General features: G+C 54.1%; 11 protein-coding genes. 4 read left to right on the plus strand and 7 right to left on the minus strand.

All coding sequences use genetic code 11. The features are described 5' to 3' along the window. Positions 1-56: 56 nt before the first annotated feature. Together NSQ24_RS24525 and NSQ24_RS24530 are read right to left on the minus strand one after the other, a co-directional pair. Positions 57-1,352, minus strand: coding sequence for a (Fe-S)-binding protein (locus NSQ24_RS24525; RefSeq protein WP_311067961.1), 1,296 nt, complete (start codon positions 1,350-1,352; stop codon positions 57-59). Continuing rightward, on the minus strand, positions 1,349-2,761 hold the full coding sequence (locus tag NSQ24_RS24530; protein WP_122957968.1) for an FAD-linked oxidase C-terminal domain-containing protein: 1,413 nt from the start codon (positions 2,759-2,761) through the stop codon (positions 1,349-1,351). The genes NSQ24_RS24525 and NSQ24_RS24530 overlap by 4 nt, the downstream gene beginning before the upstream one ends. Positions 2,762-3,224: 463 nt before the next feature. On the opposite strand from NSQ24_RS24530, the gene NSQ24_RS24535 reads away from it, so the two are divergent. Both NSQ24_RS24535 and mutM read left to right on the plus strand, forming a co-directional pair. Beyond that, positions 3,225-3,947: a FadR/GntR family transcriptional regulator gene (locus tag NSQ24_RS24535; protein ID WP_339166805.1), complete on the plus strand. Its 723-nt coding sequence runs from the start codon at positions 3,225-3,227 to the stop codon at positions 3,945-3,947. 80 nt (positions 3,948-4,027) lie between these two features. Continuing rightward, entirely contained in the window at positions 4,028-4,837 is an 810-nt protein-coding gene (mutM, locus tag NSQ24_RS24540) for a bifunctional DNA-formamidopyrimidine glycosylase/DNA-(apurinic or apyrimidinic site) lyase (RefSeq protein ID WP_031932557.1), read from the plus strand. A 9-nt stretch (positions 4,838-4,846) separates the two neighbouring features. Here the strand turns inward: mutM and NSQ24_RS24545 are convergent, their stop codons facing one another. Further along, positions 4,847-5,752, minus strand: coding sequence for a GNAT family N-acetyltransferase (locus NSQ24_RS24545; protein ID WP_051925491.1), 906 nt, complete (start codon positions 5,750-5,752; stop codon positions 4,847-4,849). Positions 5,753-5,990: 238 nt separating this feature from the next. Further along, positions 5,991-6,386 carry a DUF1232 domain-containing protein gene (locus tag NSQ24_RS24550; protein ID WP_003388518.1) on the minus strand — a complete coding sequence of 132 codons (396 nt, stop codon included), beginning with the start codon at positions 6,384-6,386 and terminating at the stop codon, positions 5,991-5,993. Positions 6,387-6,694: 308 nt separating this feature from the next. Between NSQ24_RS24550 and NSQ24_RS24555 the strand changes: the two genes are divergently transcribed. Then, on the plus strand, positions 6,695-7,339 hold the full coding sequence (locus NSQ24_RS24555) for a thiamine diphosphokinase (RefSeq protein ID WP_003388519.1): 645 nt from the start codon (positions 6,695-6,697) through the stop codon (positions 7,337-7,339). A 938-nt stretch (positions 7,340-8,277) separates the two neighbouring features. Here NSQ24_RS24555 and NSQ24_RS24560 read toward each other — a convergent pair. Further along, positions 8,278-8,985, minus strand: coding sequence for a uracil-DNA glycosylase (locus tag NSQ24_RS24560; RefSeq protein WP_339166808.1), 708 nt, complete (start codon positions 8,983-8,985; stop codon positions 8,278-8,280). Positions 8,986-9,274: 289 nt separating this feature from the next. Between NSQ24_RS24560 and NSQ24_RS24565 the strand changes: the two genes are divergently transcribed. Then, on the plus strand, positions 9,275-9,793 hold the full coding sequence (locus NSQ24_RS24565; RefSeq protein WP_003388522.1) for a stalk domain-containing protein: 519 nt from the start codon (positions 9,275-9,277) through the stop codon (positions 9,791-9,793). A gap of 255 nt (positions 9,794-10,048) precedes the next feature. Here NSQ24_RS24565 and NSQ24_RS24570 read toward each other — a convergent pair whose 3' ends face one another. Then, a complete protein-coding gene (locus NSQ24_RS24570; protein WP_003388523.1) occupies positions 10,049-11,515 on the minus strand; it encodes a sigma 54-interacting transcriptional regulator in 1,467 nt (488 codons plus the stop codon). Between the two features lie 33 nt (positions 11,516-11,548). Beyond that, the gene (locus NSQ24_RS24575; protein ID WP_031932553.1) at positions 11,549-12,757 is read right to left on the minus strand and encodes an aminotransferase class I/II-fold pyridoxal phosphate-dependent enzyme; all 1,209 of its coding nucleotides are present in this window, start codon (positions 12,755-12,757) and stop codon (positions 11,549-11,551) included. Between the last annotated feature and the right edge of the window lie 217 nt (positions 12,758-12,974).

Below are 12,974 nucleotides of genomic sequence, written 5' to 3' on the forward strand. Positions count from 1 at the left end.
CGCATTTGTCTGTTTCTTGGCAATTGGCGGCCTGCGGAGGAACCAATTGATCAGCCTTACAATGCCCGGGCCAGCAAATCCATGATGTGGACCGCTTCCATCTGCCCCTCCAGCCCTGCGCGCATGATGCCTTTTTTCATTTGCAGGAGACAGCCGGGATTGGATGTGACGATCACGCAGGCCTTTGTTTCCTTTACATGCTCCATCTTGCCGTCGAGAATTTGCATCGACATGTCGAAGTTGGTGATGTTGTAAATTCCCGCGGAGCCGCAGCAGCTGTCCGCACCGGTCATTTCAATCAGCTCGACGCCGGGGATGCTCCTCAGTAGCTGGCGCGGCTGGTTGCGAACGCCCTGTCCGTGAGCCAGGTGACAGGAATCCTGATAGGTGACACGGACGTTGAGCGGCTTGGAAAAGGTCAGCGGCGGCAGCTCGGCCAAAAGCTCGTTTGCGTCTCTCACCTTGGAGACAAACGCCATGGCCCGCTCCTTCCACTCGGGATCGTCGTGGAACCAGTGGTGGTACTCCTTCAGCGCCGCGCCGCAGCCGCCTGCGTTGTTGACGACGAAGTCCACTCCGGCCCGCTCGAACGCTTCCATGTTGCGCTTGGCAAGCTCGACTGCCCCTTCCTTTTCTCCCGCATGAGCGTGCAGCGCCCCGCAGCATACCTGGTTTTCCACGAAAACGACCTCACAGCCCGCTTTTGTCAAAAGCCTTGCCGTCGCCTGATTCGTCTCGAAAAACATCACGTCCATGATGCAGCCCGTAAACATCCCGATCTTCAGGGCGGCCTTTCCTTCCGCTTTCATTACTTTTTCCCGCTGCTTGCGCTCCCTCGGGGAAGCGATTTTGTCGACCGCTTGCTGCATCTCTGCAAGCTCCCGCGGCAGAATGTTGATCAGCCCGGTCTTGTTGGCCAGTGTTTGAAGTCCTGCGCTTTGAGCTGCCCATAGAGCCGTACCCAAGGCTTGCATCCGCTCCGGATAAGGAAATACCTTGTCGAACACGAGCTGGCGAAGAAAAGGCGGTTTGGCTTCGCTTTTTTTGTTGTCCTCGACCACTTCCCGCGCCGTTTCCACGAGACTGCCGTAAGGGACCCCCGCCGGACAAGCCGTCTCGCACGCACGGCAGCCAAGACAGGCGTACATGTTTTTCTCGAATTCCGGGTCTACGGAAAGCTGGCTGTTGGCAACGCCTTTCATGAGAGCGATGCGCCCGCGGGGGCTGTGCGATTCAAGGCCCGTTTCCCGGTAGGTCGGACAGGCCGGCAAGCAAAAGCCGCAGTGCATGCAGTTCATGATCTCGTCCATGTTGAATTTCGACAGCAGCTCCTGACTGGTCGTCTTGCTCATCGTTTCACCACCACTCTGCGCCGGCCGCTGCTTGCGAACATTTTGCCGGGATTCATGATGTTGTTCGGGTCAAAAGCGGCTTTGATCCGCTTCATCAGCTCGATGCCGCCCGCACCTACTTTCAGGTCGAGGTAGTTCCTCTTGGCCATCCCTACGCCGTGCTCCCCGGTTATTGTTCCGCCCAGTCGAATCGCGGCGTGAAAAATTTCTTCAAACGCCTGCTCTACCCGGTGGATCTCTTCCTTGTCCCGCTCATCGGTCATGCAGGTGGGGTGCAAATTCCCGTCCCCTGCGTGACCGAACGTACAGATCTGCACCTGGTACTTTTCAGCGATTCGCTCCACTTCTTCGACCATCTCGGCCAAACGGGAGCGGGGCACTGTCGCGTCTTCGAGAATCGTGGTAGGACGCAGCCGGGAAAGCGCCGCCAAAGCTGAACGTCGGGCCGCCAGAAGCTTGGCTCCCTCCTCGGCTGTTTGCGCCAATTTGACTTCGGCCGCCCCCTGCTGCCTAGCGATCTCCGCGATCCGTTCCATATCCCGGACGACCAGCTCCTCCGGCCCGTCCTGCTCGATCAAGAGCATCGACTTCATCTCCAAAGGCAGGCCCAGCTTGGCAAAGTCATCGACGACCTTCATCGTGGACTGGTCCAAAAACTCGATCGTCGCCGGAATAATCTTGGAGGCAATCACTGTTTCCACTGTCTTGGCTGCGTCGACGAGGTTGGTATAGTAGGCGACCAGCGTCCGCTTCGTCTCCGGCAGGGGAAGCAGCTTTACCGTAATCTCGGTAATGACGCCGAGTGTACCTTCGGAGCCGACCATCAGTCTCGTCATATCATAGCCGGCCACGTCCTTCATGTTTTTTCCGCCGCAGCGAAGCACTTCTCCGGACGGCAGGACGTATTCCAGCCCCAGTATGTAGTCCTTGGTGACCCCGTATTTCAGTCCTCTCATCCCGCCTGCGCACTGGGCCATGTTTCCGCCGACAGTGGATATCCGCATACTCCCCGGATCGGGCGGATAAAACAGGCCCTCCGCTTCGACTGCCTGATGCAGGTCGGCAGTCACGACACCGGGTCCCAGCGTTGCCGTCAGGTTTTGCTTGTCGATTTCGTAAATGCGGTTGAACCGGTTCATATTCATGACGATGCCGCCCTCGACAGGGATTGTCCCCCCTGCGAGGTTCGTCCCCGAGCCGCGTGGTATGATCGGTATGCCGTGAACGTTTGCCAGCCTAAGCACAGCCGACACCTCTTCTACGCTGCCCGGCATCGCCACCGCATCCGGCATGGCTTGGTGGATGGGCGTCGCGTCATAGGAATACGCGTACAGTTCATTCGGCGTGTCGAGCAAATATTTTTCTCCTACAATCGCTGACAGCTTTTTGCGAATTTCTGTATCCAGCATGTCTAATCCCCCGTTTTAGTGATCAGGTCATCTGATGACTTTTGTCAAATAGTAACGCTTGGCAAGTAGAAACACCAAGTCTCCAGCCGTTGTCCATCAGGCAGCGAACGCCGATACTGCCTGGCCTGCTTCTGAAAAACCCTTGCTACATACCAGTTTATCATATATACCTAAATATTGAATCTATTTTAAAGAATCACAAAGTCAATTTTTGATACTTTGCTCTCGTCTTCACTCATCTGATGACTATACGACTGAATATTCCCAAAATATAGTTTCGAGACAGCTTCCAGCATCCAGCCATGCTCTCCTCGAAAAAAGATGTGACGGAAGCAAACCAACTATACGCGGCTGTGATCTTTTTCCGCATCGACACTGTTTTACTAGACAAACCTGAGGCAGATGCTTCGGGGGTTCCCGTATAGTAAAATGATTTCAGCACAAGGTAAAGGGTGGAAGCACATTGCCAATTCAGCAAATATCCAACAAAAAGATATATGAAGCCGTCACCGACGAGCTAAAGCAAATGATAATGGAGGGGCAGGTAAAGCCCGGGGATAAACTGGATTCCGTGCAGGCTTTGGCGGAAAAATTCCAGGTCGGACGATCTGCGGTCAGAGAAGCATTGAGCGCCCTGCAGGCGATGGGCCTGGTGGATATAAAGCAAGGCGAAGGCACCTTTATCCGCAAATTTGAAACGTCCAGCCTGACCGCTCCCCTCTCTACCATCCTGATGGGTTCCGAAGACATTCTGGAGCTATTGGAAGTCCGCAAAATCCTGGAGGTCGGGAGTGCCGGTCTGGCTGCGCGAAAATGGGAGGAAGAGGACCTGACCTCTCTTAAACAGGCATTGGATGACATGAGGGCAGGCACCGATTCGGAAGAGGCGAGCGAACAGGCCGACATCGACTTTCACCAGGCGATCGCGCAGGCCAGTCACAACCGGCTGTTGATCGACATGATGAAGACGATCTCCGGAGCCATGACGAAGAGCATGCGGAACACCCGCAAAATGTGGCTGTTTGGCGAGAGGGCGAGCACGGAAAGACTGTACGAGGAACACGTCTTGATCTACAGGGCAATCCGCGAACGCGACGCCTTGATGGCGCAGCAGAGAATGCTCCACCATTTGCTGAAAGTCGAGGATGTGCTGCTAAACCGCCTGGAGCTTGGCAACGACGAGTAGCACGCACGCTCTGAGGCAGGACGCAGAAGACAGACGCTTTGAAACAGAACGGGGAAAACAGACTGGAGGGATATACGAAAATGCCGGAGCTGCCGGAAATGGAGACCTATCGCAGACTGCTGCAGGAGCGTTTAACCGGACAGGCGATTACAGATGTCAGCGTGCAGCGGGAGAAAACGATCAATATACCCGCAGCGGCCTTTGAAGAGCATGTGAAAGGCACTGCTTTTTCCACGGTCGAACGCAGAGGAAAGCACATCTTGTTCCGGCTGCAATCGGGCCGTGTTTTGTTGCTGCATCTCATGCTCGGCGGTTTTCTGTACTGGGGGACCGCGGAGGACAAGCTCGACCGGACTGCCCAGGTGACGATCTCAGTGGGACGGCACGTTCTCTACTTTCACGGGCTGCGCCTCGGGTACTTGCATCTGCTGACGCAGGAAGAAGCGGAAAACCGGTTGGCGAAGCTCGGTCCCGAGCCGCTCGACCCCCTGTTTACCGCAGAGCAGTTTACCCGCTTGATACAGAAAAAGCGCGGCGTTCTGAAAGCCGCGCTGGTCGATCAGCATGTGCTTGCCGGCATTGGCAACTGTTATGCCGACGAGCTTTGTCATCACGCAGGGATCTTGCCGCTCCGCCGCATCCCTTCCCTCCAGCCGGAAGAGGAAAAACGGCTGTTTCACTCGCTGCAGGCTGTCCTCCACGATGCCTTGGAGCACGGCGGCTACATGGAAACGCCGTTTTTCCGCGGAGACGGTCTGACGGGCGGCTACAATGAACACTGCCGCGTCTATGATCGCGGAGGCGAGCCGTGCCCCCGTTGCGCTCATCCGATTACACAGGACGTATGGTCATCCCGCAAAGTGTTCTACTGCACAGGCTGTCAGCAATGAAAAAGCCAGTCAGCCTTTTCTCTCCATCTGACGGGTCATGAATACCTGCTCATTGCCTGATGGGGCAAATCCCGCTTCCTCCAGTACCCGAAGAACCGTTTCCTGTGAGGCCGGGAAATTAAAGGTTCCCCTACGGCACGTATAGTCAAGCGGCCCGTAGGCATGGGCGAGCGCAAAACGAACGATGTCCTCCGCATCCGCTCGGTCAGGGTGATATGCACACTGACGCAAGGTGATCGCAGCCAGCTTTCCTTCCTCGTCGAAGGTCCGTTTGTACAAGGCGTAGCCAAGCGTCTCGCCCAGGGCATCCTCCACAAATACAGCCTCACCGTCGCGGAGGCTTTGCCACTGATTCTGCCAGGGAATGCTCGCCGGGTAAAAGGAAAGCGAAGCGGACTCCTGCGGAATTCCCCTGCGAATCCGGTACGGAAGCGAGGCCGGATCGCCGAACGGATGGGCGCTGGCAAACGCTTCATTATGCTGCCAGAACAAGAGCTTGTCAACCACTTCATAGCCGAGCTGCCGGTACAGCGAGATCGCCTTGTCGTTTTGACTGACTGCCTCCAAAGTGGCCACCTCCACCTCCGCTTCCCGGTACAGGGCAAGTGTGGCTTCCATCAAGCTTTTGCCCAAGCCCTGACGCCGGTACTCTGTCGCTACTCCGGTGCCGCCGTTCCAGGCCACCTTTTTTCCGCCAATCGTTCTCACACCGCTCGCCACAACCCCCACCGGCGCTCCGTCTGCAAAGGCAACGACGGAAAGGGAAGCAGCATACCCTTCGGTTCCCAGCCTTTGAATCATGTTTTCCACCGTCATATTGACAGGGAAAAAGTACCCCTCAAATCCTCTGTTCCAGGCCTCGGTAATTTCAGACAACGTACACTCCGGAAAACGCTTGATGGAAATCGTGGACACGGGTAATCACTCTCCGTCTTTTTTATAAAAAGCTCGACTTCACCCATCCTTCGGCGAGATTTGCATGGATGCAGGAAGCAAGGAGTGGAATGGTCTTGGTTCGATAAAAAAATTTTAATCAATAAATTCGCAAGATTCAATCGTTTTGTTTTGGTTTCGATCATCCTGGCCATATCGCTTCACTCGAAAAGAAAACCTCTTGTTTACGTGGCTGAAGAAGGAAGAAAGCTGTGTCAGCCTACTCTTCCTTCTTGCTGTTCAGCTTCTCATCGATCTCGGAAAGTTCGTCCAGCACTTCCGTCCCGAACCAATCCGTCAGCTTGCCGCGGGCCTTTCCTTTGACATCGTCGTCAATATAGACAGCGACCATGAGCAAGGCTCCGATCAGCGTTGTCAGGTCATCTCCATATCCCACGACCGGCGTAATATCCGGCACCACATCCAACGGAGTGATGAAGTAGCCCAACGCCCCTAATATGACCGTTTTCGCCCACGCAGGCGTTTTGGGATTTTGCAGGGCGTAATAGAGCAGCAGCGCTACGTAAACTACTTTTCCTCCCGCTTTTTTGGCGAACTTCTTCACTTTGTCCCAAAAGGATTCTTCCGTGTACACCTTCGTATAATTATCGGACATGCTCTCGCCTCCAATAGTCATCTATCTTGGATAGTAAAAGTATCGTAGTACGTTTCCGGCATAGAAAGCAAGCGGGAGGTAGTACCTGTATTGCTTGAGTGCTTGCAGTGTTTGCAGTGTTTGCAGTGTTTGCATTGCCTGCATTGCCTGTATTGCCTGTATTGCTTACAGTAACTGCAATGTCTGCCCCTCCTGTCTCTTAACCGCACCTGCATGGTAAGATAAAGAAAGATGCTGTCAGGCTTGGCCGCTCAACAAATCAGCCTTTTCCTTTGACAGCCGCGAATCCACGTAAATGAGGGAACATCATGGAGAAATCGTCCAAAATCATACTGTTTGCAGGAGGAAATCTGGGCAGTTGGGCTTTGGAAGAAATAGACGAGGATGCCTTTTTGGTCGGAGTCGACCGAGGAGCGTTATTTTTGATACAAAACGAGAGACGTCCCCATCTGTCCATCGGGGACTTCGACTCGGTCACACCCGATGAGCGGGAGATCATCTGCCAAAACAGCGAGGAAATGCGTTCCTGCGACCCGGTCATGAAGGACTTGACTGATACGGAGATGGGCCTTCTCTGGGCGCTGGAGCAGCAGCCGGCTGAGATCGTTCTCGTCGGAGCGTTGGGCTCCCGGTTCGACCATACGCTTGCCAATGTTCACTTGCTGTCAAAAGGGCTGAAGGCTGGCGTGCCCTGCCGGATCGTGGACGAAAAAAACGAGATCATGCTCGTCACCGACCGAATCACCCTGCGGAAAAGCCGGTATTCCCACGTCTCCCTGCTGCCGCTCACAGAGACGGTCAGCGGAATCACCCTATCCGGCTTTCAGTACCCGCTGGACAAGGCGACTCTGCGGATGGGCGACACGCTGGGCATAAGCAACGTACTGGTTTCGGAAACCGGAACGGTTTCGATCGAGGCCGGTTGCCTGATTGTGATTCAGAGCATGGATTAGACAGTGAATCTCTCTGGCTGCGGGGAGAAGCTTTTTTTCTACTTTCAAAAAGCGGCTGCGGTGGAGAGAAGCCTGTTTCCACTCTCCGCTCCGGTCTTCGTCCCGCAAAGAAGCTGGGACTGTCCGCTCCGCAATGCTCCCGAGGGAATCGCAAAACGACGCGCAGCTGCGAAGTGTATTCATAGGTTGCGATTCTGCTTCCTCGGGATCATTGCGGAGCTGGGCCGGACTTCGCTAGTCGCTCCGACTGGAAACAGGATTCTCTGGCGAGCGGGATTTGCTTCTCCCAGCTTTAAAGAGCATGTGGGATCGTTCAAAGGTGTCTAAGGTTCACCTGTCAGTAGGTTGGCTTCTAATTGACTACGGATTTCGAGCAAAAAGTCATGACCACAACTCTGGCTAAAAACCTCCGCAAGCATTTATCAGCAACTGACTTCATGTTGTTTAAGGCCCACGACAAGCCTGATCTCAGCAATCTGACGGATGTTCATTTATACGAGCTTCCTTGCAAACCAGCCTCTCTAAAAACAGTTCGGGCGTATGTCCGAACGGTTTTTTACGAGAAAACCAACAGATGTAGAGATGAAAAAGGAGAAAACCGCGAAGGTCTTTGGGACACCTCCCAGGCGGAATGGAAAAAGCAAAACACGCTTTTAGCGTCCAACTCTGAAACGCTCCATCGAGCAGTCTGCTTTTGGACGCGGTTTTGCTTTTGGAATGGAGCCGGCCAGTCCAGCCCCTTCGCAGTGTCCCACCGAACCTTGAGCTGTTTTCTCCTTTTTCATCTCCTCCACTAGAGCCGGTCCAACCACAAAAAAGAAAAGCGACTGCGTTTGAAGAGAAGCCTGTTACCGCTCCCCGCTCCGGCCTACGTCCTCCAGAGGAACGGTGCCTACCTGCACACTCACATCATTCATGGCTCGCTCATTTTCTAAAGCTTACGACCGAGCCGCAGTCGCCTCTTCCAGCTCCGCCTGCAACGGAAGCTGCCAATCGATCTCCTTCATCCCCTGCGAACGCAAAAACTGGTTGGTCCGCGAAAAGGGCCTGCTGCCAAAGAAGCCGCGATTGGCCGAAAACGGGCTCGGATGCGGAGACGAAATGATGAAATGCTTGTTCGTATCAATAAATGACGCCTTTTCCTGCGCATGCCGTCCCCACAGAATAAACACCAGCGGCGTTTCCCGGTCGTTCAAGGCGGCGATCACCCGGTCCGTAAAGATTTCCCAGCCTTTGCCTTTATGAGAGTTGGGGTTTCCCCCTCGCACCGTCAACACCGTGTTGAGCAGCAGCACGCCCTGCTTGGCCCAATTGACCAAATACCCGTGCTGCGGGATCGTACAGCCCAAGTCGCTTTGAAGCTCCTTGTAAATATTTTGCAAGGACGGCGGCGTCGCTACCCCCGGCTTGACAGAAAAACTGAGTCCATGTGCCTGACCAGGACCGTGATACGGGTCCTGGCCGAGGATGACGACCTTGGCTTCCCGATATGGTGTGAGGTGAAGCGCATTGAATATATCGTACATGTGAGGATAGATTGCCTGGCTCTGGTATTCTGTTTTCAAAAATTCACGAAGCTGGATGTAGTATGGCTTTTCAAACTCGTCCGCCAATATCTCAGCCCAATCGTTCCGCAAAATAGACATGCTAGACACCTGCCTTTTCTCAGTAAAGCTTTCCCTCTATCATACCTTCTTCTCATTTGCTAGAAAAGAGACCGGGAAATCATCCCGCCATCAGACGGGCCTTCTTTCCTTGCCTGCCCGGGAAAACCATCCCCCTGCTAGGACCAACGCAGAGGGAACAGAATGCCTTTTTCCCGGTTTCTGGGCGTTCGCTCCTATGACCCTTGCTTGATAGCTTGGTCCTATGTTTTTTGTCATAATATCCCTTGGAATTCATTCATAGAAATAGAGATGGGAAAGAGGGTTTTTCATGAAGTGGGATGTGAAGTCATTTGTTGGGGGAATTGTCGTGGGATCAGCACTGTTCTCCGGACTGGCCTTGGCTGCACCAGCGTACCCGGATTCAAGCGAGATCAACAAGACGCCGTTCACCTATTATTTTGACGGAGTGCCAAAATCACCAGCGATGGACGTACAAGGAATATTGTACAAAAATTCAGTCTATGTACCCATCCGTTTTGTCGCGGAAAATCTCGGCAAGTCAGTCATTTACGACGGAAAAACCAAATCGATCTATCTCGGCAAGCTTCCTGCCGGGAAAATGTATTCCAAAATGGAAGCTGTCGAGCTGGTCAAAAAGAAGTTTGCAGGCAGCCTGACACCGCAGCATATCGTCGAATACGATCACGACGACGAAAAAGGGCACTACGTCATCCAGATATACCAGACCGTAGTGAACAACTTCCAGTCCGGCGACAGCTACACGAGCACGTATGGATGGTTTGTCGTCAATCCGAATACGGGTGAAATTCGTTCATTGCTTCAATAGCGACAGCATTCATTTTCACGTTTGGCCAAAGTCGCCTTCTGTCCGTTTATTTGGCGCTTGGCAGGCAAACCATGCAATGTCGCAGGAGTTTGTACCGGTCTTTTATTGACATAATCGACCATTCATGCAGAAAGCAGCGGCCCCAAAAGGGACGCTGCTTTTTTGCGACCCCAAGGCTGCTTTTCCCGGGGCTGGCGCTCGTAGAATAGGCCAAGACTGAGGTGACTGACAAGCATACACTCCGCCGAACCACAGTCAAATCAGCCTGTGCTTCTCCAGCTTTCGGTAAAGCGTGGACAGGCTGATTTGCAGCTCCTCCGCAATCCTCGTCTTGTCGCCCCCCCATTTGGGCGAGCGAAAATACTGCTGCAAAATATCTCGCTCATACATGGCTACCATATCCTCCAGGCTTCCGCTGGCCGCCTCGCCTCCCGTCTGTTCAGATACTGCCGGCAGCTCAAGCTGCGCCAGGTATTCCGGCAAGTCGCCAGCTCCGATCACCGTATCCTCGGCCATATTGACCATGTATTCGATCGCGTTCTCCAGTTGTCTGATGTTTCCCGGCCAATCATAGCCTTTCAACCGTTCCATCACGTCCAGATCGACCTCTATTCGACCTTTTTGCAGGAGGGCTCCATACTTGTTCAAAAAATGGTGAATGTAGAGCGGAATGTCCGCCCGCCGCTCCCGAAGAGGCTGCAGCCGAAGCGGAATGACGTTTAGCCGGTAGTACAAATCCTCCCGAAACGCACCTTCCCTCACCATGCTTTCCAAATCCCGATGTGTCGCCGCGATGACCCGCACGTCCACAGCGACAGGCTTGACGCTGCCTACGCGGTCCACCGTCCGCTCTTGCAGCACGCGAAGCAGCTTGGGCTGGAGCGAAAGCGGAATATCTCCGACCTCGTCAAGAAAAATCGTGCCCTTGTGCGCCAGCTCGAATTTCCCCGGCTTTCCCTCTCGTCTCGAACCGGTAAAAGCTCCTCCCTCGTAGCCAAACAGCTCGCTCTCCAGGAGGGTTTCCGGAATCGCCGCGCAGTTTACAGCTATAAATGGATGCGCAGCGCGGTTGCCTTCGCTGTGAATCGCACGCGCCAACAGCTCCTTGCCCGTCCCGCTTTCACCGCGAATCAGCACTGTAGAGAGGCTGTCTTTCACCTTTTTCGCTTTGCGGATGACCTCCTGCAAGCCGGTTTCCGCTCCGATCAGCTGGGCGAAATAGACGGCCTGGGCAGGGTCATAGGGCAATTCCTCCTGGATATTGCAGCCTTGTCTGCGCTCTTCCTCCAGCTCCAGCAGCTTGTGCACGATCAGAGCACTGGTATGGTGCAAAAACGTCATCAGCTTTTCCGAATGCTGCAGCATCTTCTCTTTTTGCTCGGGCAAAAAACCGATGAGGCCGATCACACCAACGGTCTTTTCCCGTTTGTGAACCGGAAACCCGATCGTCGCGAGCTCCCTGCACTGCAGCAGAAACTTGCAGTTCATGCACTGGGATTCGTTCTTCTTCATGTCGTAAATGATACCCGGCTGCCCGGTCTGCAAAATCATCCGAAAAAACGAACCTTCCGGGGCTGGCAAACCGATCAGGTCCCGGTAATCTCCGGTTCCGCTGACCCGGATGCCCTGTTCATCCAGAATAGTGACATCAAGCCCCAGCACCTCCGCAATATTATCCGCGTACCCCTGAATAAATGTGCGGATGCGAGAAAATTCCGTCATGCCCCGACCTCCCTGCCATTTCCCGGTCAAACGTTACACGCCGGCAGACACGTGATTCGCAAGCGGCCGAAGCGCCTGCTCCAGATCTTCGATAATGTCCGACACATCCTCCAGGCCCGTAGACAGCCGGATCAACCCTTCCGTAATATGAAAGGCTTCCCTCTCCTCTGGCGGTATGGAAAAATGCGTCATGGACGCTGGATGCTGAACCAGTGTTTCCGGATCTCCCAAGCTAAACGATATCATAGCCAGGCGCAGTCCGTTAATGAAAGATTTTGCTGCTTCATATCCGCCCCTTACTTCAAACGAAACAATTCCGCCCATCCCGCTCATCTGCCTTTTCGCCAGCTCGTGCTGCGGATGCGAGGCAAGACCCGGATAATACACCCGTTCGATCGCCGGATGCGCCTCCAGATACCGGGCAATCGCCTCCGCGCTCTGGCAGTGCTGGCGAATCCGCAAGCCCAGCGTCTTGAGCCCGCGCAAAATCAAAAAGGCATCCCAGGCGTTCAAATTTTGGCCCAGATCACCCATGATATTTTTCCGAATAAACCGGATCACATCCTGTTTGCCAACGATGAAGCCAGCGATCACATCGCCATGGCCGTTTAGATACTTGGTCGCGCTGTGTACGACCACATCGGCCCCCAGTTCCAGAGGCTTTTGCAGGTACGGCGTCATGAACGTATTGTCGACAATGACCGTAAGTCCGTGCTCGTGGGCCAGTCGGGAAAGCTCCCGGAGATCCAGGACTGTCAGACATGGATTGGAAGGCGTCTCCAGATAAAGCACCCGCGTGTTCGGCTTGATCGCCTGTTTCACGGCAGCGAGCTTGGTACAATCGACAAAATCGACCTCAATCCCGTAGCGTGGAGCAAGCGAAGTCAAAAATTTATGGCTGCCGCCGTACACATCCTTGGTACATACGACGTGGTCACCCTGCTTCAAAAAAGCGAGCAAAGCCCCGGAGATCGCCGCCATGCCGCTGCTGACGCCCAAAGCCGCCTCGCCATTCTCCAACGCGGCGATCTTCATCTCCAAAGAAGCAATCGTAGGGTTGCCGTAGCGTCCATAGTACGTTCCCTCCCTCTCCCCGGATACAACCGCAGCCGCGGCATCCGCATCGGAAAACGCATAAGCCACCGCCGGCACGACTGCCGGAGCTACCGCCCCCGTCTTATCGCAAGGCTGATGCCCGGCATGAATCAACGCTGTATCCATCTTCCATTTTTTTGCGTCCATGATGCTTCTTCCTCTCACTGTTCGTTTGCCTTTTACTTTTGCAAGGATTGTGCCAATTCTGCAATTAACTTAAATACCGAAACTAAGCGTTCCAAAACCGCCTTATTTTCCTTACCAACACGGTGTTTTTCCCTATTGGAGAAAAAGGCCGGAAACCGACCCGCAAATTTCCCCAACAAATCTACACCCGTTTTTTCGCATTTTCGCTAAACGTTTT

The organism is Brevibacillus sp. FSL L8-0520 (genome assembly GCF_037963895.1).
Classification (GTDB): Bacteria; Bacillota; Bacilli; order Brevibacillales; family Brevibacillaceae; genus Brevibacillus; species Brevibacillus borstelensis.